The organism is Halopiger xanaduensis SH-6, assembly GCF_000217715.1.
Lineage (GTDB): Archaea > Halobacteriota > Halobacteria > Halobacteriales > Natrialbaceae > Halopiger > Halopiger xanaduensis.
This window is the reverse complement of sequence record NC_015666.1, coordinates 103,179-123,285: the sequence shown is the minus strand read 5'-3', so window position 1 is coordinate 123,285 and position 20,107 is coordinate 103,179. Positions and strand designations below refer to the sequence as shown.

Below are 20,107 nucleotides of genomic sequence, written 5' to 3'. Positions count from 1 at the left end.
GATTCATCCGATCGTTACCGCTCGACGCTGAACGGACTCCCCCGTTCGGTCCAGTTCCACCCCGGCAGTCGCTCCTGAAAGCCCGCTGCGAGCGCCGCCTCGAGGTCGTCGACGCCGGCGTTCTCGTCGTCTCGACCGTGAACCTGCAGGTCAGCGTAGTGGAAGGTCGCTTCGCCGAGCGTCCGCAGGGGCTGGGTCCCGGCGACGGTCGCGGCCAGTTCGCGACCGAGGAGTTCGTCGACGACGAAACCGGGATAGTCACCCTCGACGTCGAGGTCCCGCAGGATTGCGACCATCGCGGCGACGTTGACCGCGAGGTCGCCGTCGGCGAAGACGGCGTCGACCTCGGCTCTGTACTGGCGCTCGGAGACGCGGTCGACGTCCGTCTCGAAGATCTCGCCCAGATCGTCTCGGACGTCGTTGATGAGCGGCACGACGCGGTCGGCGCGGCCGCGAACCCACTCCCGTTCGTCGGCGACGCGGTCCGGTGTCAGGCGCATACGGGCTTTCCGTGGTCGACCGTCCTATTGTTTGCGAAGGCTTTTATACCACGCAAAGAATAGCCTCGAGTAAGCGGGTTCTCCCTGGAATCTTCCCGCACGGACCAGGATAACCGCCCTGGGAGCGTGTTCGTCACGGCACGGGATGACATGATACGGAAACGGAGACGGCCGACGGCGTCCTGCGCGGGACGCAGTTCGGCGGGACGATCGGCACGGATACCGATCGAGCGCCGCCACGTCTCGGCACGTTCCGTTCGGTTGCGGTCTCGAGTTTCGTTTCCGGTTCCGTTCTCGGTATCCACTCCCGTTTCCCTCGGTTCTCGAAGCCGACTGGGCGCAATCGCTCCCGGGCGACGAGTTCACGCAAGCCAATTCGGCGACATATGAGCACTGTAGAGCAGCAACTCGACGATTTGCAAGCAGAGATCACGAGCGAGTTACCGAGCGATATCTCGGTCTCCTCGGTGAAATACGAAGGCCCCGAACTGGTGGTCTACACGCGCGATCCGAAGAAGTTCGCCCAGCAGGGCGACCTCATTCGGCAGCTCGCGAGCAAACTGCGCAAGCGGATCACCGTTCGGCCGGACCCGAGCGTCCTCTCGCAACCCGAGGAGGCTCGCGAGGAGATCATGAACGTGATCCCCGAGGAGGCCGGCGTCACGGACCTCGACTTCCACGCCGACACCGGCGAGGTCGTCATCGAGGCCCAAAAGCCCGGCATGGTTATCGGCCGCCACGGCTCGACACTCCGCGAGATCACGAAGAACGTCGGCTGGACGCCCGAAGTCGTCCGCACGCCGCCGATCGAGTCCTCGACGGTCTCGAACGTCCGGAGCTTCCTCAAGCAGGAACGCGACGAGCGACGGGACATCCTCGAGAAGGTCGGCCGCCAGATCCACCGCGAGGAGATGTCCGACGACGAGTACGTCCGCATCTCTACGCTGGGCTGTTGCCGCGAGGTCGGTCGGGCCTCCTTCATCCTCTCGACGCCCGAAACCCGGATTCTCGTCGACTGCGGTGACAAGCCCGGCGCCGAGGGCGAAGTGCCCTACCTCCACGCCCCCGAGGCGTTCGGCGCCGGCCCCGAGACGATCGACGCGGTCGTCCTCACTCACGCCCACCTCGACCACTCCGCGTTCATTCCGCTCCTCTTTAAGTACGGCTACGACGGTCCGATCTACTGTACCGAGCCTACGCGGGACCTGATGGGCCTGCTGACGCTCGACTACCTCGACGTCGCGGCCAAGGAGGGCCGCACGCCGCCCTACGACTCCGAGCAGGTCCGCGAAGCGATCAAACACACCATCCCGCTCGAGTACGGCGACGTCACCGACATCGCGCCGGACGTCAAGCTGACGCTGCACAACGCCGGTCACATCCTCGGCTCGGCCGTCTCGCACTTCCACATCGGCGACGGCCTCTACAACGTCTGCTTCTCCGGCGACATCCACTACGAGGACACCCGCCTGTTCAACGGTGCGGTCAACGACTTCCCCCGCGTCGAGACGCTCGTCCTCGAGTCGACCTACGGCGGTCGAAACGACTACCAGACCGACCAGGAAGACTCGGAAGAGAAACTCAAGCGGGTCATCAACGAGGCCTACGACCGCGGCGGCAAGGTCCTCATTCCAGCGTTCGCCGTCGGTCGCTCTCAGGAGATCATGCTCGTCCTGGAGGAGGCGATGCGCGAGGGCGATATTCCCGAGATGCCGGTCCACTTAGACGGCATGATCTGGGAGGCGACGGCCATCCACACGACCTACCCCGAGTACCTCCGGGACGACCTTCGCGACCGGATCTTCCACGAGGACGAGAACCCCTTCCTCGCCGACGAGTTCAACCACATCGACGGCGGCGAGGAGGAGCGCCAGGACGTCGCCGACGGCGAGCCCTGCATCATCCTCTCGACGTCCGGTATGGTCACCGGCGGCCCGATCATGTCCTGGCTCTCCCACATCGGCCCCGATCCGGACTCGACGCTGACCTTCGTCGGCTACCAGGCCCAGGGGACCCTCGGCCGCCGCATCCAGAACGGCTGGGACGAGATCCCGACCAGCGAAGTCGGCGCCATGGGCGGCGACAACGGCCGCGGGACTCTCTCGCTGAACATGCACGTCGAGACCGTCGACGGCTTCTCCGGCCACGCCGACCGCGCCGGCCTCGAGAACTTCGTCAAGACGATGAACCCCCGTCCCGAGAAGGTGCTCTGCGTCCACGGCGACGAGCGGTCCACGCAGGACCTCTCCTCCGCCCTCTACCACAACTACGACATGCGAACCTTCGCGCCGAAGAACCTCGAGACCTTCCGCTTCTTATAAGCCCTCGCGAGCGCTTGGCAGCGCTCGTTCCGCGGCTTCGCCGCTTCACCTCGAGGTCGCTTTGCGACCTCGCAACGCTCGCCCTTTCGTCCGTCAGGTGCGTATTATCGCGGCGCGCGGATCTGCGCGCCGCTCGAGCGCCTGCCCTTCCCCGTCCCCGTGACTCGAGCGGTCGCCTCGAGAAGCAGGCGAGCGCTCGAGACGGCCACGCGGCTGGTCGGTCGCAGGTTCGGTGGCAGGCCGCAACACGCGTCTGAAGACCGACGATTTCTTGAAAGGGCGACAGAGAGGGTGGCCGTATGGTGAGCGTAGCGATAGCGTTGGCACTTGCGACCTTGCTGCTGTTCGGCGGCTGGGCGGTCGCGGCGGACGTCGCGACGCGGTCGCTATCGGCCGTGAACGCGGTCCTGCTGTCGTACGTGGCGAGTATCGGACTCGTCGGCGGATACGCGGTCCTGTCGCGGCGCCCGATCGCCGGAACGAGTACCGACATCGCGTTCGCGTTGGGGTCGGGCGTGTTTCTCGCGGCCGGGACCCTTGCGTTCTACGCGGCGCTGACGCGGGGGAGTATGGCGGTCGTCTCGGCCATCGCCGGCCTCTACTTCGTCGTCCCCGTCCTCGTCGGCGTCGCCTACTTCGAGACGGCGCTGAGCACCGCGAACGTCGTCGGATTCGCGCTCGCGGTCGTCGCCGTGGTTCTCATCGCCTCTTAATCTCGGTCGCTCGAGGGTCGCGATGTCGCTCTCCGAGACGACGAAACGACGGACAACAAAACGAATCGAAAAACCGGCGTCCTGAGAATTCCGGCGTCAGGACAGTTGCTTCGCGACCCACTGCAGGTTCGTCGCGACGACGGCCAGCAGGAGCGCGACGATCGAGATGAGGATCAGGAACGTCGAGACGACGCTGACGATCGGATCCAGCGAGTCCCGCAGCGTGTTCCAGGCGACGACCGGGATCGTCGCGGTGCTGTCGCCCGAGAGGAACAGCGCCATCACGAACTCCTGCAGGCTGACGATAAAGGCCAGCAGGGCGCCGACGAAGATCCCGTGTTTCACGTTCGGCAGCACGACGTGGACGAACGAGCGAATCGGTCCGGCGCCGAGGTCGCGGGCCGCGTCCAACTGCTGCCAGTCGAAGCGGCTGAACACCGACCGCATGACGAAGTACACCAGCGGCGTCGCCCACAGCGTGTGCGCGAGGATCAGGCTCAGGTAGGTGTCCTGCAGCCCGAGCTCGTTGAAGTAGACCAGCAGCGTGACGCCGAAGATGACCGGCGGGATCAGCAGCGGCAAGAGCACGAGCGGGACGAGGACGCGACCGGCCGCGCCGTCGTCGATCTCCTGTCCGAACGCCGCCGTCACGCCCAGAATCGTCGCGACCACGGTCGTCCCGAGGCCGACGATCAGACTGTTGTCGAACGCCTCGAGCCACGCGTTGTTTTCGAAGAACGCCAGGTACGACGCCATCGTGTAGCTCTCCGGCGGGAAGACGAGCTGGCTCGAGGCCGAGAACGAGGTCACGACGACCACGAGCAGCGGGAGCAGCAGGAACGCCACGATCGCCGCGTAACCGAGTCGGAACGCGGCGGTGCCGAGTCGCTCGCGGGAATTACGCATAGTCGAACTCACCTCCGAAGCGGCTGAGCGCGCCGACGATCGCGGCGATGCTCGCGAGCATCAGAACGATCATGATGACCGAGAGCGCCGTCGCCTCGGGCCACTGGAAGTTCTGGAGCAGTTGTTTCTCCACGCGGACGGCGAAGGAGATGTCGCCGCCGGCAAGCAGGAACGGCGCGGCGTAGGCGCCGACGCTCCAGGCGAAGGAGATCACCGTCGCGACGATGATCCCCGGCATGGCCCGGGGGACGACGACCTCGAGGACGGACCGCGGTCGGCTGGCGCCGAGGTCGCGGGCGGCCTCGACCAGTTGCCAGTCCATCGTCGCCATGACGCTGTAGATCGCCAGCACGGCGTAGGGCAGTACGATGTAGACCTGCCCGATGATCGCGCCGGCCGTTCCGGGGACGATCGAAACGGGCTCCGAGATCACGTGCAGTCCCATCAGCACGTCGTTGAGCGTCCCTTCGGGCGTCAACAGCGGGCGGAACGCGTACGTCTTGACGACCAGCGTGGTCAACAGCGGCAGCACGACGGCGAACAGCAGAATCGACTGAACGACGCCGTCGGCTCGCCAGATCGCGTAGGCGTAGCACAACCCGAGCGCGATCGTGATGACCGTCACCGCGGCGCCGATCGCGAACGAGTACTGGATGACGTCCCACGCGAGACCGCTCTCGAGGACGCCCGCGTACGCCTCGAGCGACCACGTTCCGGGCTGGTAGGCCGCGGCCGTCGCCCCTTCCGCGAAGCTGATCCGCAGCAGCATGAGGAACGGAACGACGAAGATCAGCGCCTCGAAGACGAGCAGCGGCGCCATCAGCAACAGCGCTCGCCGCGAACTCGGAGCCGCAGCCAGCGGCGCGCGGAGTCGGGCGAGGACGCCGCCGCCGGCACCGGCGTCTGCGGCCGTGGATGTAGATGTGTGCGTTCCCGACATCGTTATCCGCGGTGCTCGATGCGGCTCCCGTCCTCGCGGAACGCGAGCACGTCGGTTTCGTCCCACTCGATGCGGATCTCGTCGCCGGCGTCGAACGACCCCGCGTCGGCGACGCTTCGCTCGACGAACAGCGAACTCCCGTCGACGTCGACGGCGTAGCGGACCGTCGAGCCGCGGTAGATGACGTTCTCGATCGTGCCGACGGTCGCCGTTTGCGACCCGCCGTCGGCGATCGGCTGCGCCTCGTTCGCGACCGGCGTCGCATCGGGGGCCGGTTCGATCGAGAGCACTTCGGGGCGCAGCGACAGCGTCACCTGTTCGCCCTCGTCGAGCGTCTCGTCAGTCGAAATTTCGAGCGCCTCCTCGAGTTCGGTCGCGACGCGTACGCCGTTGGCGGTCGTTTCGGTGACTTCACCCGAGACGAAGTTCGTGTCGCCCAGGAACCCCTCGACGAACCGGTTTTTGGGGTTCTCGTAGACCTCATGGGGGTCGCCGATCTGGACGAGTTCGCCGTCGGCCATGATGCCGATCCGGTCGGCCAGCGTGAACGCCTCGTCCTGGTCGTGGGTGACGTGGACGAACGTCGTCTCGACGTCCTCGTGGATCTCCCGGAGCTCGATCTGCATGTCCTCGCTGAGGCGCTTGTCGAGGTTCGACAGCGGCTCGTCGAGCAGCAGGACGTCGGGTTCGACGGCCAGCGAGCGCGCGAGCGCGACGCGCTGTTTCTGCCCGCCGCTCAGGTTCGTCGGGTCCTGATCGCCGTAGTCGCCCATCTCGACGCGCTCGAGCATCTTTTGGGCTCGCTCGCGGCGTTCCTCCTTCGGGACGCCGTGCATCTTCAGGCCGAACGCGACGTTCTCCAGCACCGTTTTGTGGGGGAACAGCGCCCAGTCCTGGAACACCGTCGCGGTGTTTCGCTCGTAGGCCGGCTGGTCGGTCACGTCCTCGTCGCCGACGTGAATCCCGCCGTCGGTCGGCGACTCGAGGCCGGCGATCATCCGCAGCGTCGTCGACTTTCCGCTGCCGCTCGGCCCGAGCAGACAGAGCAGTTCGCCGTCCGCGATGGTCGCCGAGACGTCCTCGACGGCGAGCGTGTCGCCGTAGCGCTTCTCGAGGCTGTTGAGTTCGATTGTAGCCATTGTTGGCAGTCTGTTGTACGAAATCAGTTGTTCGTCCGGATCGCGCTGTACTCCTCGTCGAACGCCTCGTAGTAGTCCTCGAGGTACCCCCAGTCGGGGAAGGCGATCTGCCGGGCCTCCTCGCCGGTCGTCGGCAGTTGCTCGCCCAGGTCGTTGGCGTACTCCATCTCCGCGTTACAGAAGAGGGCGGGACTGGACTCGGACCACGTCGTCTGCGTCTCGGCGGAAAGGAGGAAGTCGAGGAACTCCTCGGCCTGGTCGCGGCGTTCGGTCCCGTTGACGACGCACCAGTTGTTCAGGTAGCCGGTCGTCTCCTCGGGGAGCGTGTGGGTGAGCCCGTCGTGGTCGTCGATGTCGTAGGCGGTCTGCTCGAAGTACCACTGGGCGACGTCGATGGTGCCGTCGTCGAACGCCTGCCAGATGTCCTGGCCCGAGCTGGCCCAGCTGTTGATGTTCCAGCTCCGGAGCTGATCGAAGACCGAATCGTGGAGCGACTCCTCGTAGAGTTCGCCCGCGAGCTCGCGGTCGTCCATGCCGACCGCGGCGGCGTGGACCGGGAACCACCAGAAGCCGGTGTCGATCCCGATACCCGTGCTGTTGTCGACGGGATCGGCGCCGAGGTCGGCCCACGTCTCGGGCTCGAAGTCCATGTCCTCGCGGTAGATGATGTTGCAGGGCGCGCCGTCGACCGGGACGCCGTACTCCGTCGTCCGGATCTCGGTGTAGTGGTCGATCGCGCCGTCCAGGTTCGGCACGTTGTCCGTGCGGACCGGCTCGAAGAGCCCTTCCTGTCGACCGACGTGGTAGAAGTAGCCGTCCGCGACGGTCACGTCGTACGGCGGCTCGCCGCTCGACTGTCGGATGTCGACGAGGATGTCGTTCCAGCCGCCGTGCAATCGGACGTCGACGCCGTACTCGTCCTCGTACAGCGGGACGACCGATTCCTCGAACCGATCGTAGTAGTTGCCGCTCCAGACGCAGACGTCGAGCACGTCGTCGGAACTCGTCGTATCGCTGCCGAAGATCTTCGCGCAGCCGGCGAGCGCGGTCATCGATCCGGCCGCGACTCCGGAGAGGGCGCGACGACGCGACAGCGACCGAGACGATTCGGTTTCGGTTCCCGGTTCGACGCCAGTTGAAGACTCGTGATTCGACTCGCAGCCGCTGGTTTCTGCAACCCGTGCTGGGTCGGCAGCCATTGGTACCCCGGTTTACCCTGACGGGGACATAAAATCGTTGTGAAGTCCTGAAAAACACCCAGTTATACATGTAAGACGGAGTGCGAACGGATTCGGGCGAGCGACGGCCTGCAAACCGGTATTGGCGTCGGTTGATCGCTCCGCTCCGCTATCGTCGATTTCGTTTCCGAGACCCGACCAGCGCCGACGACCGGCCGCCCGCCGCAACGCCGACGGACTGCCGCCGGCGGAGCGGCTAACTGCCTCGAGGCCCAACCGCGGCCATGAACGTCGCGATCGTTTCGGTCGGCGACGAACTGCTCGCAGGGACCACGACGAACACGAACGCCGCCTGGCTGGCCGGACGCCTCACCGAGCGCGGCAGCACCGTCCACCGGATTCTGACGATCCCCGACGACCGCGCCGAGATCGCCGACTACGTCGGCCGCTGGCGCGACGAGTTCGACGCGGTCATCGTCACCGGCGGGATCGGCGGCACGCCCGACGATATGACCGTCGAGGCCGCCGCCGAAGGGCTGGACCGCGACCTCGTCGTCCACGAGCGGATTTACGACGACCTCCGCGAGAAGGCGGCCGAGTTCCGCGAGGAGAACCCCGAGATGGTCGCGGAGTACGACCTCGAGTTGGACCTCGAGGCCGCCGCCTCCTTGCCCGAAGGCGCGACGCCGATCGTCGTCGACGAGGCGTGGGCGCCGGGCTGTATCGTCGAGAACGTCTACGTCTTCGCGGGTATCCCCGAGGAGATGAAGGCGATGTTCCGCGAGGTCGAGGCGGAGTTCCGCGGCGACGCGACCGCGAAAACGATCTACACCCCGGCGCCGGAGGGATCGCTCCACGGCGTCCTCGAGCGCGCCGGCGACGAGTTCGACGTCGCAGTCGGCAGCTACCCGCGCGGCGAGTCGCGGCCGGGTCGCATCCGCGTTACGGGGACCGACGAATCGACGGTCGAGGAGGCGATCGAGTGGCTGCGCGAGCGCGTCGAGACGACGGAGCCGCCGTCGGAGTCGGAATCGAAGTCGAAATCGGAGGCAGAATCAGAGTAACCCCGATTCGGTCTACCCCGTCCGCCGTTCCTCGAGGATTCGATAGCCGACGACGGCAAAGCCTGTCAGCGTCAGCACGATCGAGAGCGGATATCGATATTCGGTAGCTACTTGGGTCGACCGTCCAACCGACGTGTATGGGCGGACGTGGGCCGAAACGCGAACTCGCGGAGAAGATAGCCGGGGAGATCACGCTGAGCGACGATCCCGGCGCCACGTTGCGCAAGTGGCGAACCGATTTCGACGTCTCGCAGACGGACCTCGCCGAAGAGCTCGGCGTCTCCTCGTCGGTCATCTCGGACTACGAGAGCGGCCGCCGGGAGAGTCCGGGTATCGGCGTCGTCGGACGGCTCGTCGAGGGACTGCTCGCGATCGACGAACGGCGCGGCGGCGACCGCATCCGTCAGTACGGCCGCGTCCTCTCGGCCGGGTTCGACAGCGACGTCGTCCTCGACTTACGCGAGTACGCGACTTCGATTCCTCTCTCGACGGTGTACGACGAACTCGAGGCGACCGAGATCATCCCCGGCGAGACCGACCGCATCAGCGGTCATACGGTCGTCGATAGCGTCAAGGCGATTACCCGCCTCTCGAGCGAGGAGTTCTTCCGACTGTACGGGCAGAGTACGAACCGCGTGCTCGTCTTCACCAACGTGACGCAGGGCGAGGGCGTCGGTATCGCCCTGCGGGTGATCAATCCGACGCCGAACGCCGTGATCCTCCACGGGATCGAAGAGGACGAACTCTGGGACCACGCTCGCGATCTCGCACGCGTCGACGGCTACGCGCTCGCGACGACGACGGCGCCGATCGACGACGTGCTCGATCGGCTCATTTCGTTCGAGTGAGCCCTTGCAATCTCGACAGGCAGTCAACGATTCGACTCCTCCCCCTACGATGGATCGCACAGAACGCAGGACAGTCGTACTGATCGTCGGTTACCTCGGAACGCTCGCAGCGACGGCCCTGATCGGCGAGCCCGTCATCTGGCTCGCGTGGGCGACCGCGGCGGCGGTCATTACTGGCGCTGCGCTACTCGTGTACAATCGGTAGCCTACGGCACCGCGTCTTTTCGGGCGTACAACCGGCTTCTCGAGTCGAACGGTCGCGGATCCGCACTCCGAGTACCGAAGCGCTGGTTAGTAGCCGGCGAGCAGCCAGAGGAGCCCGAATCCGCTGCCGATCGAAGCGACCGCCGCGAGCGCACAGACGAGAATCGTCGCGAGATAGTGGCGATCGACGCCGTCCGCACAGCCGGGGGTGACGATGAACTCGCTCGAGGACTCGCCCGCAGTGAGTATCGGCGCGTCGCTGTTGGCGCCGCTCTCGCCGGCCACCGCTCGGTCCTCGGGTACGACTGCGACGCCGAGCACGGAGACCGCCGTTCCGGGCTCGAGCGCGGCTTCGTGGTACACCCGAGCCCGATCGCGTCGCTCGTCAGCGTCGTCGATCGCCTCGCGGAGCCGCGTCGCGATCGCCTCTGCCGGCCGTTCATCGGCGGCCACGGGTCGGGAAGCGGTCCGCTCGAGGCGTAGTTTGGCCCGGTCCGGATCGACGAGGACGCGGCCGGTGTCGTCGCGGAGCCAGAACGGCTGGCGCCGATCCGCGACGCGTTCGGTCCCGTCGGTAACCGACGAGAGCGGACCGGTCATCGCTGCGCTGCCATCCTCGTGGGACTCGAGCGAGTCCTCGAACGCGACCTGAGTCAGGGAAAGCTGGTAACAGACCGCGTCAGCGCCCGAGAGCGGCGCCTCGAGCGGGTCGTCCGCTGACACGACCTCACCGGTGACCCGAGTGGGGCCCGAGTCGACCGTCCCGGCGTCGACCGGGTCGGTCAGCCGGAATGCGAGATACGACCGAACGTTGGTGAGGACGCCGCCGAGGAAGTAGAAGCCGGTGCCGACAAGCAGTCCGCCGGCGCCGATGGGAATGAGCACAGTTCGCGAACGCCCGAAGGGGCTGTTTGCTCCGAATGGGTAGCCGCCGAGCGCGAAAGGGAGCCAGACGACGACCGTCGCGAGGAACAGTAACAGCCCGTAGAGCCGGTTGCTCATGTGAATCCGCTGATCGACCCACGCGACGCCGGTCTGGGCCTCGTCGTTCCAGACGGCCAGCCCCACGACGAGCAGCCAGAGGTGAAGGAGCAAGAGCAACACGAGCACGTCGACACCGGAAATCGCCGCAGCGGGGAGCACCGTTAGCGAGGCGGTCGACATGAGGCGTACGGCACGTTATCATATCCGTAACCTAACAGTTTCGGCACGGAAGGGACCGAAACGCAGCAATCGCTACGCTGGCATCGGCGGTAGGTGTCGAACGAACGACCGTCGAAACCGAACGGCGCCGCGATCAGGCGATCTGGTCCTCGTACTCGTCGGCCGAGAGCAACGCTTCGAGTTCCCCGATGTCGTCGGGTTCGATCTCGAGCATCCAGCCCTCGCCGAAGGGATCCTCGTTGACGAGTTCGGGGGCGTCGAACAGGTCCTCGTTGACCGAAACGACCTCGCCGCTGACCGGCGCGTAGAGGTCGGAGACGGCCTTGATGGATTCGACGACGCCGAACTCCGTCTCCTGGTCGACATCGTCGCCCTCGTCGGGGAGTTCGACGAAGACCACGTCGCCGAGTTCGTCCTGCGCGAAGTCGGTGATGCCGACGCGGACGACGCCGTCAGTCTCGAGTGCCCACTCGTGCGATTCCAGGTACCGTCGATCGTCGGGAACGTCGAAGCTCATGTGTCGTGTGCTGTGTTACTGCGTATCGATAAATGGCGTCTGCTCGACTCGTGCCTTTTTCGACTGGCCGCGGACGACGACCTGCAGCGTCGTGCCCGGGTCGGCGTACTCGACCGGGACGTAGCCGAGGCCGATCGCCTGCTCCAGAGTCGGGCTCATCGTGCCGCTGGTGACCGTGCCGATGACCCGGCTCTCCGGGTTCGTGATGTCGTAGCCGTGCCGCGGGACGCCGCGGTCGATCAACTGGAAGCCGACGAGTTCCTCCTCGACGCCCTCCGCTCGGACCTGCGCGAGGGCGTCCCGACCGACGAACTCCGTCTCGAGGTCGACCGTGAAGCCGATGCCGGCCTCGTACGGCGTCCGCGGGTTGTCCTCGGGGTCGAAGTCCTGGCCGGCGAGCAGGAGGCCGGCCTCGATGCGGAGCGTGTCCCGGGCGCCGAGCCCGCAGGGCTGGCAGTCGAAGGCGGACCAGATGCGTTCGGCCTCGGGCCAGGGGACGATCAGTTCGAAGCCGTCCTCGCCGGTGTAGCCGGTTCGGGCGGTCCAGCAGTCGACGCCGTCGATCGTCGACTCCGTCGCCTCGAACCGGGAGAGGTCCGTCACCGAGCCGTCGATGGCGTCGGCGGTGTCGGCGACGTCGACGACATCGCCCACGAGGTCGGCCGCGTTCGGCCCCTGCACGGCGAACATCGCGTACTCGTCCGTCCGGTTGTCGACGGTCGCCTCGAGGTCCCACTCGTTGCGGTAGCCGATCCACCGTTCGTGGGTCGACTCGTCGGTGCCGGCGTTGGGGATGAAAAGGTAGGTTGCCTCCCCGTCTTCCCGAGACCCCTGCGGCGTCTCGCCCTCGTCGGGCAGCCGGTAGATCACCGTATCGTCGATGATGGTGCCATCCTCGTCGGTGATCGCGGCGTACTGCGCGTCGCCGACGCCGAGTCGGCTCACGTCGTTGGTCGTGAGCCGCTGCATCAGTTCCGTCGCGTCCGGGCCGGTGACGTGAATCTGGCCCATGTGCGAGACGTCGAAGATGCCGACGTCCTCGCGGACGGCCGCGTGCTCCGTTCGAATCGAGTCGAACTCGACCGGCATGTCCCAGCCGCCAAACTCCGTAAACTTCGCTCCGCGCTCGTCGTGGGTCCCACGTAACGGCGGCGTCTGAAGCGGCATAGTCGGGTGGACACTCCGCTGGTAGTAATGTCTTTTTGTCAGCGCGACCCGGTCGATGCCGCGGTAGGCCTTCCGTACCGCTCGAGCGGATCAAAAAAGAGCAAATTGCTGGCCCGGTGCGCGACCGGCGCCTACAGGCCGCGTTCTTCGATCGACAGCGTGTAGTCGCTGCTTCCCGAGACCGCGTGCACCTGCAGTCCGAACTGCTCGTCGCCCTCGAGCGAGACCGTGATCGGCTCGCCGTCGCCGGACGTGCTCTCGTCGTAGTCCCACCGCGACGGCCGCCGGCCGTCGAGGGTCACGTAGAGGTTGAACGAGGCGTTATCGGGCACCGCGAGCTCGAGCGTGGCCGAGCAGGGGTCGTCGGTGTGCAGCGAGTAGGTGTAGCGGTCGCTCTCTCCCCACCAGCCGCTGCCGTCGAGGGTGCCGTCGGCGCTGGCGGTGATGGTTTCGTCGCCGCAGGTCGGTTCGTCGGCTTCCTCGTTCTCGTCTTCGTCAGGTTCGCCGCCCGTCTCCCTGATGACTTCCTCGACGGACAACTCCTCGCCCTCGAGTTCGACCCACATCACGTCGGGCTGGTCGATATCGATCGAGGTGACGGCGCCGTCGACGCGGAAGGCGTCGCCGTGGCCGCCGCCGGTGAGACCGCTGACGGTGTACGTACCGTCCGATTCCGTGATCGTGTCGTTCCCGTTGCCGCCGATACTCCGGCCGGAGGGGGAATCGTAGGGAGCATCCGTGATCTCGACGGGTCCGTCGGCGGTGAATTCGTACTCCGCGTTCCGCGCATCGGGCTCGGTCACGAACGCGAGGAGGTGGCCCTCCTCCTCGTCGCCGTCGGACTCGTCGGAGTCGTCAGTATCGTCGTTCTGCTCGTCGTCCTGGGGCTCGTCGCCGGTGCCGCGCTCGCCGTCGTAGCCGTCCGGAACGGTGTCGACCGCGGCGGCGGCGTCGACCCGGCCGGCACCCTGTGCGTACGACGAGAGGCCGACGTCGACGGCGGTGTCTTTCAGATGCTGGCGGAGTTCGCCGCCCGAGAGATCGGGGTAGGCCGACAGCACGAGGCCGGCGACGCCGGAGACGACCGGCGCGGCCATCGACGTGCCCGACATCCGTCCGTAGTCGTCCCAGGGAACGGCCGAGAGGATCTGCGTCCCGGGCGCGGTGATATCGACCCGGGAGCCGGTGTTCGAGAACGACGCCAGCGAGTCGTTGCTCGTGACTGCGGTGACTGCCATCACGTCGTCGTAGGCCGCGGGATACGCGACGCTGTTAGCGCCCGAATTGCCGGTCGCACCGACCAGCAGAACGCCGTTGTTGGCGGCGTAGTCGCAGGCCGACCGGAGCGTGTAGTAGCCGCTGGTCGCACCCAGCGAGAGGTTGACGATGTCCGCGCCGGCGTCGACCGACCACTGGATCGCGTCGGCGATGTCCGAAAGCGCCCCCTGCCCGCTCCGGTCGAGGGCGCGAGCCGACAGCAGCGAACAGTTGCTGATCCCCGCGTGGCCGGTGCCGTCGTCCGTCCCGCCGGCGGCGATGCCGCCGACGTGAGTGCCGTGTTGCTCGTCGCCGGCGACCGGGTACGGATCGCTGCCGTAGCCGGTGAACACGTCCCCGTGGTTCGAGACGCTGTCGTCCATGTTGTCCGCCAGCGCCGGGTGGTCGTACTGGATCCCCTGGTCGACGATGGAGATCGTGACGTCCCCGTCGCCGTAGGTCGTCTCCCAGGCCTCGTCGCAGCCGACCTGGCCGGGCGCGTGCTGGGAGCCGTAGTAGGGGTCGTTCGGCGTGACGAACGACTCCATCGTGGCGTTCGGTTCCGCGTACTCGACGAACTCGTTGGCCGTGATGGACTCGATGAACGTCTCGCGGGCGAAATCCGGCGCCTCCGACGGGAAGGAAACGACTACGTAGTTGATGACGTCGTTCGTGTGTTCGACCCTCGCGTCGCCGGGCACCGCTGCGAGCGCCTCCCGCTCGATGTCCGACGCCGACGGCGAGATGCCGACGATGAGTTCGTCCTCTTTCGGTCCGGGCTCGCGGCCGTTCTCGTCGTCGGCGCTGACGAGTCCGCTCGAGGCGAGCAGGCCGCCGATCGAGAGCGAACCGGCCCCGGTGAGAATCGTTCGGCGATCGTATGCGCGGTCGGAGTCAGCCCCGTCCCGCGGATCGTTCGGTTGCATGGAACGACAGTCATCAAAACCTGAAATTAGTAAAACTTTATCGAACTAGAAACTATTTATTTCACATTCTAGAGTGGAATTTATGTCAGAAGAGAATGGTTTGAGCATATAAAGGGTGAACAGTTGAATTCTTCCCGTTAGGTACCCCGTGAACCGGGGAAGAAACGCGGCGGTAGTTTCCGGCGATCGGCGGGGTACTCGAGTCGAGCGAACCGGGAGCAAGTAGCGCGGTGCGCGGCGACGCGACCCCGCCCCGTCGTCGTGTTTCGTCACACCTATCTCGCGCGCGCAGGAAGTGGGTGGCATGTTCGACAGCGTTCGCGCCCGTCTCGGTCTCGCCCCCGACGGACCGTCGGAACCGACCGTCGGGCTGTTCGTCGACGGGCCGAACGTCTTCCGCGACGAGTTCGACGTCGACCTGAACGACCTCCGGGACGCGGCCCGCGACCTCGGCCGCGTCGGCGTCATCCGGCTCTACCTCGACGAACACGCCACACCCGGGCTCATTCAGGCCGCCGAGGCGCGGGGCTTCGAGGTGATCGTCACCAGCGGCGACGTCGACGTCAAACTCGCCGTCGACGCGACCGCGCTGGGCAGCGCCGGCACCATCGACCGGCTCGCGATCGCCTCCCGGGATACGGACTTCAAGCCCGTCCTCGAGCACGCCGGGACCGTCGGCATCGAGACGATCGCGATCGCACCGGGATCGTACGGCCGCTCGGACGCGCTGCAGAACGCGGCGGACCAGGCGATCACGATCGACGAGTGACGGCGCGGGGTTGCCGGTCAGCTCGTTCGATCCGCTCCCGTTGCCGACCCGTGTGAACCGAGTCGAGTCTTTATACGAGTTCCTGTCGTTCGATCACCTATGGAAACGGTAACACACCACGGTCGAGCCACCGCCTACGAGGTCTCGGACCGCGGCGGCGACGGCCCGACGGTCTGCTACGTCCACGGCAGCGGGGGGTCCCGACACGTCTGGAAGAGCCAGCACCGCCTCGCCGATCGCACGCCCGTCGTCGCGCTCGATCTCAGCGGCCACGGCGACTCGGACGACATCGACGCCTCGGCGGGCTACGCGACGCTGTCGGCCTACGCCGACGACGTGATCGCCGTCGCCGAGGCGACCGACGCAACCGTCCTCGTCGGCAACTCGCTCGGCGGCGCCGTCGTCCTGCACATCCTGCTCGAGCGAGCGAACGAGTTCGACCCGGACGCGGTCGTCCTGACGGGCGCCGGCGCGCGACTCGGCGTCCTCGAGGACCTCCTGCAGTGGCTCGAGCACGACTTCGACCGGGCGGTCGAGTTCCTCCACGGCGACGACCGGTTCTTCCACGATCCCGAGCCGGAGCTCCGAGAGCGTTCGAAGGAGCGGTTCCACGAGTGCGGGCAGGCGGTGACGAACCGGGACTTCCAGACCTGCCACACGTTCGATGTACGCGACCAACTGGGCGAGATCGACGCACCGGTACTGGCGGTCTACGGCGAGTACGACCAGTTGACGCCGCCGTGGTTCCACGAGTTCCTCGCTGACGAGATCGAGGACAGCTACCTCGCCGGGATCGAGGACGCCGCCCACCTGGCGATGCTCGAGCAGCCGGACGCGTTCAACGACGCCGTGCTCGAGTTCCTGGACGAGACGACGGCGTGACGGGGGATCGACGTCGCGAGTGCTCGAGTCACGACAAAGAATTTATGGAAGCACCCGGAACCGCCGCGTATGTTCCCCGCTGACGGCGTCCACGGTTTCGGCGGCGTTCAGGTCGCCTTCTACGCCTACGTCGCGCTGACGTGTGCGCTTACGGCCGGGCTGTGGCTGCTCGGTCTGCCGACGGAGCTGACGGTGGTCGCGTTCGTCCTGATCGGCGGCCTCCTTCTGATTCCGTTCTGGCCGCTGTTCACGGATCAGCATCCGGAACACGACGAGGCCACGGTAACGCGTCTTTTCTCTCCGCCGATTCCGAACCGAGACCCCGGTCAGTACGTACCGGAGCGAACCGTGCGTTCCCGGCTACAATTTGTGCGCTATCTCTTCGACAGCGGTCACCAATCGATAGAATAGGTACAGCACGCCTCCGGATACGCCGATCGAAACGACGCCGAACACCCAAAGAAGGATATTTGCGGTGAGCAGCGCGTATGCAAGACTGACGGACAGCACGACGGTGACGAGAATTCCAACCGAAGTGGGCAGTTCCGTCCGCGGACCGTTGGAGGGCATATGATAGCGAGAATACGTGTCCGTAGTGGTATTTGTTCCGATACGGCCATCTGGGAGAGCACCTAAAAGGAGTTAGCCAGCACTGATCGCGAGTGGCGCGACCGCGCTGACTAAGTGACCGCGCTACTCTCTACTGGCAGGATTGCGGGGATCGAATCGCGGAGGCAATCTGCCGTCGCGGTCGGACAGTCCGGATCCGTCACCGTTAGTAGATGTCCTCGAGATCCGCTTCTTCGTGGCTGTGCTCCTCAGCGGGGAACGCGCCGGATTCGACGGCCTCGACGTAGTCCGCAACCGCCGATTCCATCTCCTCGCGGACGTTGCCGAACTGCTTCGCGAACGAGGGCGACCACTCGCTCAGGCCGACGGCGTCGTCGACGACGAGTACCTGTCCGTCGCAGTCCGGCCCGGCGCCGATGCCGATCGTCGGGATGTCGATCGCCTCCGTCACGGCCGCCGCGAGGTTCGACGGGACGTGCTCGAGGACCAGCGAGAACGCGCCGGCCACCTCGTGGGCGGCGGCGAGATCGACGATGCGTTCGGCGGCCGCCTCATCGGTCCCCTGGCGGGGGTAGCCGCCATATTGGTTGACGTGCTGAGGCGTCAGCCCGAGGTGGGCCATCACCGGGATGCCGAGTTGGACCATCTTCTCCGTCAGATCGACCGTGTGGGGGCCGCTCTCGAGTTTGACGGCGTGGGCGCCCTCCTCCTTGAGCATCCGACCGGCGTTCTCGATGCTCTCGCCCTCGTCGACGCCGAAGGAGAGGAAGGGCATGTCGGCGACGACCAGGGCGTCCTCGGTCGCCCTCGAGACCGCGCCGACGTGACGGGCCATATCGTCGACGGTGACGGGCAGGGTCGTCTCGTAGCCCAGCGACGCGTTGCCGACGCTGTCGCCGACGAGGATAACGTCGACGTCCGCGTCGTCGACGATTTCGGCCGTCGGCGCGTCGTAGGCCGTCAGCATCGTAATCGGCTCCTCCCCCGCCTTCGCCGTGAGGTCCCGGACGGTTGGCATGGCCTCACGTTGGCACCCGACCGTTAAATGTCACCGTGATCCGCGAGGCGCGGGCTGGCGGTGCCGAGCCGAACGGATAACCCGCGAGGCTTAAGAGGTCGCGGTATGGAGTGTCGGGCGTGCCCGAACCCGTCGAAACGACCAATCCGGAGGGCGTCGATTACGGGTGGGTGATGCAGGTTACGTTCGTCACCACGATCCTCGTCGGCGCGCCGATCGTCGCCGCCCTCTCCCTCCAGGCCGACCTGCCGACCTGGAGCGCCCGCGCCGAGTTCGCGATCCGCGTCGGCGCCGTCGTCTGGACGCTCACCGCGCTCGCGGTGTTCGCGTACGCGAAGCGCCACCAGGAGTAGGAGTAAGAATACCGCTCAGACGCCCGACGGGCCCGACCCGACGTACTCGAAGGCCACCCCCGCGCGTTCGGCCGTCAGTTCGTCCCGCCGCGAGTCGCCGACGAACACCGCGTTTTCGGGGTCGACGCCCAGTTCCCGAACCGCCTCGAGCAGCGGCTCCGGATCCGGCTTCTGCGTCGCGACGGTGTCCCGGCCGACGACGATGTCGACCGCGTCGGCCAGGCCGTGTTTCTCGAGCGCGATCCGACACGCTGCCTCGCAGTTGAGCGAGCAGACGCCGACCGGCACCGTCCGCTCGAGGAGTTCGTCGGCGCGGGTCAGCCGCGGGGCGGCGCGGGCGCCCTCGCGCTCGCGGTCGGCGAGCGTCGACTCGACGTCCGCCAGCAGGCCGGCGTCGTCTGCCGCCTCGAGCATATCCCAGAGCTCCGTGCTCGGCGGTTCGACGCCGGCGGTTTCGTACACCTCGCGGACCGCCCGCGCGGCGTCGGCCCAATCGACCTCGAGGTCGACGAGCGTCCCGTCCAGATCGTAGACGACGGCCTCGTACTCGGTCACGGTCACGGTCACGACTGGTGATACGACCGGGGGTCGAATAGTGACTTCGGTTCGACCGGGGATGACGATCGTCGGGAACGGAGCGCGGGTTCGGGTTCGAGTGCGGGAAGGGAAACCGGAAAACGAGTCCGTCAGTTTGCCTCGAGTCCGATTCGGACCACCGGTCGACGGTGCGTTACAACGCGAACGGCCGGCTACCGCTGCGACGAACCGCGAGCGCTACTCGGTCGCCATCTCGCTCGCCGCCTCGTCCAACTGCTCGCTCGCGAGCACGCGGTTGGCCCGGCGCAGCCGCTCGGAGAGCGCCTGGTGGGAGATGTCGAGTTCGTTCGCCAGCTCCTCGAGCGAGATCTCGCGGGGGACGTCGTAGTAGCCCTGGCGGTAGGCCTCGGCGATCGCCTCCTTCTGGGGCTCGGTCAGCGCCGCGGTCGTCTCGAGGTCGTCGTCGGCGCCGGCTTCGACCATCCGCTTAACGTCGACGCGGACGCCCAGCTCCTCGATATCCGAGACGGCGTCCGAGAGCCCCTCTCGGTGGGGGAAGAGCACGCGAAGCGTCCACTGGTTGTCCGCGACCTGCGCGCCCAGTACCGTGCCGTCGTGGGCGTAGATCGCGCGACAGATCGAGCTGACGTCCTCGCTGTACTCGAGCCGGTAGAACAACTCCCCGTCGTCGGTATCCTCGAGGAGTTGCTGGTGCTCGACGACGGTCGAGTCCGCACGCAGCGTCTCGTCGAGTTCATCGGAATCGACGTTCGAAAACCAGACGAGCGGCGTCGTTCGGCCCGGTCCCTCGGCGACGACGCTCTCGACGCGGACCTCCATCGACGGGAGCTGCCGGAACGTCTCCGCGAGGGCGAACTCGTCGGTCGAGACCGAGAGTTCGGCGATCGTCGTCATCGGCGACTCACCTCCCGTAGCGGGCTCGAGTCCGGTTGGTATCCGACGCTGCTGTCGTGCTCGCCGTGGGACTCGAATCGGATCATAGTCATAGTATCGGTGGACGGATGCCTGGGGGTACTCGAGCCACGCGTCGTGGTGTCCCCGCAGGAATCGTGACGGGAGAACGAACGGCACCGAGACCGTTGATGAACAGGCCTTGTTTTTCCAGCGCTTTAA

21 protein-coding genes are annotated in these 20,107 nt (G+C 66.4%); 9 read left to right on the top strand and 12 right to left on the bottom strand.

The features are described 5' to 3' along the window. Nucleotides 1-14 precede the first annotated feature (14 nt). Nucleotides 15-500 (bottom strand): hypothetical protein, encoded by a 486-nt coding sequence (locus HALXA_RS00625; RefSeq protein ID WP_013878351.1) that lies wholly within the window; start codon nucleotides 498-500, stop codon nucleotides 15-17. 386 nt (nucleotides 501-886) lie between these two features. Here HALXA_RS00625 and HALXA_RS00620 point away from each other — a divergent pair, with 386 nt between their 5' ends. Continuing rightward, nucleotides 887-2,821, top strand: a complete 1,935-nt coding sequence (locus HALXA_RS00620) for a beta-CASP ribonuclease aCPSF1 (RefSeq protein WP_013878350.1) — start codon at nucleotides 887-889, stop codon at nucleotides 2,819-2,821. A 299-nt stretch (nucleotides 2,822-3,120) separates the two neighbouring features. After that, nucleotides 3,121-3,534 (top strand): EamA family transporter, encoded by a 414-nt coding sequence (locus HALXA_RS00615; protein ID WP_013878349.1) that lies wholly within the window; start codon nucleotides 3,121-3,123, stop codon nucleotides 3,532-3,534. Nucleotides 3,535-3,630: 96 nt separating this feature from the next. Here the strand turns inward: HALXA_RS00615 and HALXA_RS00610 are convergent, their stop codons facing one another. The 4 genes from HALXA_RS00610 to HALXA_RS00595 are packed head-to-tail and all read right to left on the bottom strand — an operon-like array spanning nucleotide 3,631 to nucleotide 7,718. Further along, nucleotides 3,631-4,440, bottom strand: coding sequence for an ABC transporter permease (locus HALXA_RS00610; protein WP_013878348.1), 810 nt, complete (start codon nucleotides 4,438-4,440; stop codon nucleotides 3,631-3,633). Next, the gene (locus HALXA_RS00605; RefSeq protein ID WP_013878347.1) at nucleotides 4,433-5,380 is read right to left on the bottom strand and encodes an ABC transporter permease; all 948 of its coding nucleotides are present in this window, start codon (nucleotides 5,378-5,380) and stop codon (nucleotides 4,433-4,435) included. The genes HALXA_RS00610 and HALXA_RS00605 overlap by 8 nt, the downstream gene beginning before the upstream one ends. A gap of 2 nt (nucleotides 5,381-5,382) precedes the next feature. After that, complete coding sequence (locus HALXA_RS00600) at nucleotides 5,383-6,519, bottom strand: ABC transporter ATP-binding protein (protein ID WP_013878346.1); 1,137 nt, start codon at nucleotides 6,517-6,519, stop codon at nucleotides 5,383-5,385. A gap of 23 nt (nucleotides 6,520-6,542) precedes the next feature. Then, on the bottom strand, nucleotides 6,543-7,718 hold the full coding sequence (locus tag HALXA_RS00595) for an ABC transporter substrate-binding protein (RefSeq protein WP_013878345.1): 1,176 nt from the start codon (nucleotides 7,716-7,718) through the stop codon (nucleotides 6,543-6,545). A 263-nt stretch (nucleotides 7,719-7,981) separates the two neighbouring features. On the opposite strand from HALXA_RS00595, the gene HALXA_RS00590 reads away from it, so the two are divergent. The 3 genes from HALXA_RS00590 to HALXA_RS21865 all read left to right on the top strand — a co-directional run bounded on the left by HALXA_RS00590 (nucleotide 7,982) and on the right by HALXA_RS21865 (nucleotide 9,814). After that, nucleotides 7,982-8,761, top strand: a complete 780-nt coding sequence (locus HALXA_RS00590; RefSeq protein ID WP_013878344.1) for a competence/damage-inducible protein A — start codon at nucleotides 7,982-7,984, stop codon at nucleotides 8,759-8,761. A 137-nt stretch (nucleotides 8,762-8,898) separates the two neighbouring features. Further along, nucleotides 8,899-9,609, top strand: coding sequence for a helix-turn-helix domain-containing protein (locus tag HALXA_RS00585; RefSeq protein ID WP_013878343.1), 711 nt, complete (start codon nucleotides 8,899-8,901; stop codon nucleotides 9,607-9,609). Nucleotides 9,610-9,658: 49 nt separating this feature from the next. Beyond that, entirely contained in the window at nucleotides 9,659-9,814 is a 156-nt protein-coding gene (locus tag HALXA_RS21865; protein ID WP_013878342.1) for a hypothetical protein, read from the top strand. Between the two features lie 86 nt (nucleotides 9,815-9,900). On the opposite strand, the gene HALXA_RS00580 is transcribed toward HALXA_RS21865, so the two are convergent. From HALXA_RS00580 to HALXA_RS00565, 4 genes are all read right to left on the bottom strand, one after another. Continuing rightward, complete coding sequence (locus HALXA_RS00580; protein ID WP_013878341.1) at nucleotides 9,901-10,977, bottom strand: GIDE domain-containing protein; 1,077 nt, start codon at nucleotides 10,975-10,977, stop codon at nucleotides 9,901-9,903. A gap of 133 nt (nucleotides 10,978-11,110) precedes the next feature. After that, nucleotides 11,111-11,494, bottom strand: a complete 384-nt coding sequence (gcvH, locus tag HALXA_RS00575) for a glycine cleavage system protein GcvH (protein WP_013878340.1) — start codon at nucleotides 11,492-11,494, stop codon at nucleotides 11,111-11,113. Nucleotides 11,495-11,509: 15 nt separating this feature from the next. After that, nucleotides 11,510-12,661 carry a glycine cleavage system aminomethyltransferase GcvT gene (gcvT, locus tag HALXA_RS00570; protein WP_013878339.1) on the bottom strand — a complete coding sequence of 384 codons (1,152 nt, stop codon included), beginning with the start codon at nucleotides 12,659-12,661 and terminating at the stop codon, nucleotides 11,510-11,512. Nucleotides 12,662-12,792: 131 nt separating this feature from the next. Then, nucleotides 12,793-14,844: a S8 family peptidase gene (locus HALXA_RS00565; RefSeq protein WP_013878338.1), complete on the bottom strand. Its 2,052-nt coding sequence runs from the start codon at nucleotides 14,842-14,844 to the stop codon at nucleotides 12,793-12,795. 304 nt (nucleotides 14,845-15,148) lie between these two features. Between HALXA_RS00565 and HALXA_RS00560 the strand changes: the two genes are divergently transcribed. From HALXA_RS00560 to HALXA_RS21550, 3 genes are all read left to right on the top strand, one after another. Beyond that, nucleotides 15,149-15,613, top strand: a complete 465-nt coding sequence (locus HALXA_RS00560) for an NYN domain-containing protein (protein ID WP_013878337.1) — start codon at nucleotides 15,149-15,151, stop codon at nucleotides 15,611-15,613. A 99-nt stretch (nucleotides 15,614-15,712) separates the two neighbouring features. After that, nucleotides 15,713-16,495: an alpha/beta fold hydrolase gene (locus HALXA_RS00555; RefSeq protein ID WP_013878336.1), complete on the top strand. Its 783-nt coding sequence runs from the start codon at nucleotides 15,713-15,715 to the stop codon at nucleotides 16,493-16,495. A gap of 69 nt (nucleotides 16,496-16,564) precedes the next feature. Further along, nucleotides 16,565-16,906 carry a hypothetical protein gene (locus tag HALXA_RS21550; protein ID WP_013878335.1) on the top strand — a complete coding sequence of 114 codons (342 nt, stop codon included), beginning with the start codon at nucleotides 16,565-16,567 and terminating at the stop codon, nucleotides 16,904-16,906. Nucleotides 16,907-17,270: 364 nt separating this feature from the next. On the opposite strand, the gene panB is transcribed toward HALXA_RS21550, so the two are convergent. Further along, nucleotides 17,271-18,083, bottom strand: a complete 813-nt coding sequence (gene panB, locus HALXA_RS00545) for a 3-methyl-2-oxobutanoate hydroxymethyltransferase (RefSeq protein ID WP_013878333.1) — start codon at nucleotides 18,081-18,083, stop codon at nucleotides 17,271-17,273. A 119-nt stretch (nucleotides 18,084-18,202) separates the two neighbouring features. Here panB and HALXA_RS00540 point away from each other — a divergent pair, with 119 nt between their 5' ends. Continuing rightward, complete coding sequence (locus HALXA_RS00540) at nucleotides 18,203-18,436, top strand: DUF5822 domain-containing protein (protein ID WP_049895366.1); 234 nt, start codon at nucleotides 18,203-18,205, stop codon at nucleotides 18,434-18,436. 15 nt (nucleotides 18,437-18,451) lie between these two features. Here HALXA_RS00540 and HALXA_RS00535 read toward each other — a convergent pair whose 3' ends face one another. Both HALXA_RS00535 and HALXA_RS00530 read right to left on the bottom strand, forming a co-directional pair. After that, nucleotides 18,452-18,991 carry an HAD family hydrolase gene (locus tag HALXA_RS00535; protein WP_049895365.1) on the bottom strand — a complete coding sequence of 180 codons (540 nt, stop codon included), beginning with the start codon at nucleotides 18,989-18,991 and terminating at the stop codon, nucleotides 18,452-18,454. 219 nt (nucleotides 18,992-19,210) lie between these two features. Further along, nucleotides 19,211-19,888: a helix-turn-helix domain-containing protein gene (locus tag HALXA_RS00530; RefSeq protein WP_013878330.1), complete on the bottom strand. Its 678-nt coding sequence runs from the start codon at nucleotides 19,886-19,888 to the stop codon at nucleotides 19,211-19,213. Nucleotides 19,889-20,107 lie beyond the last annotated feature (219 nt).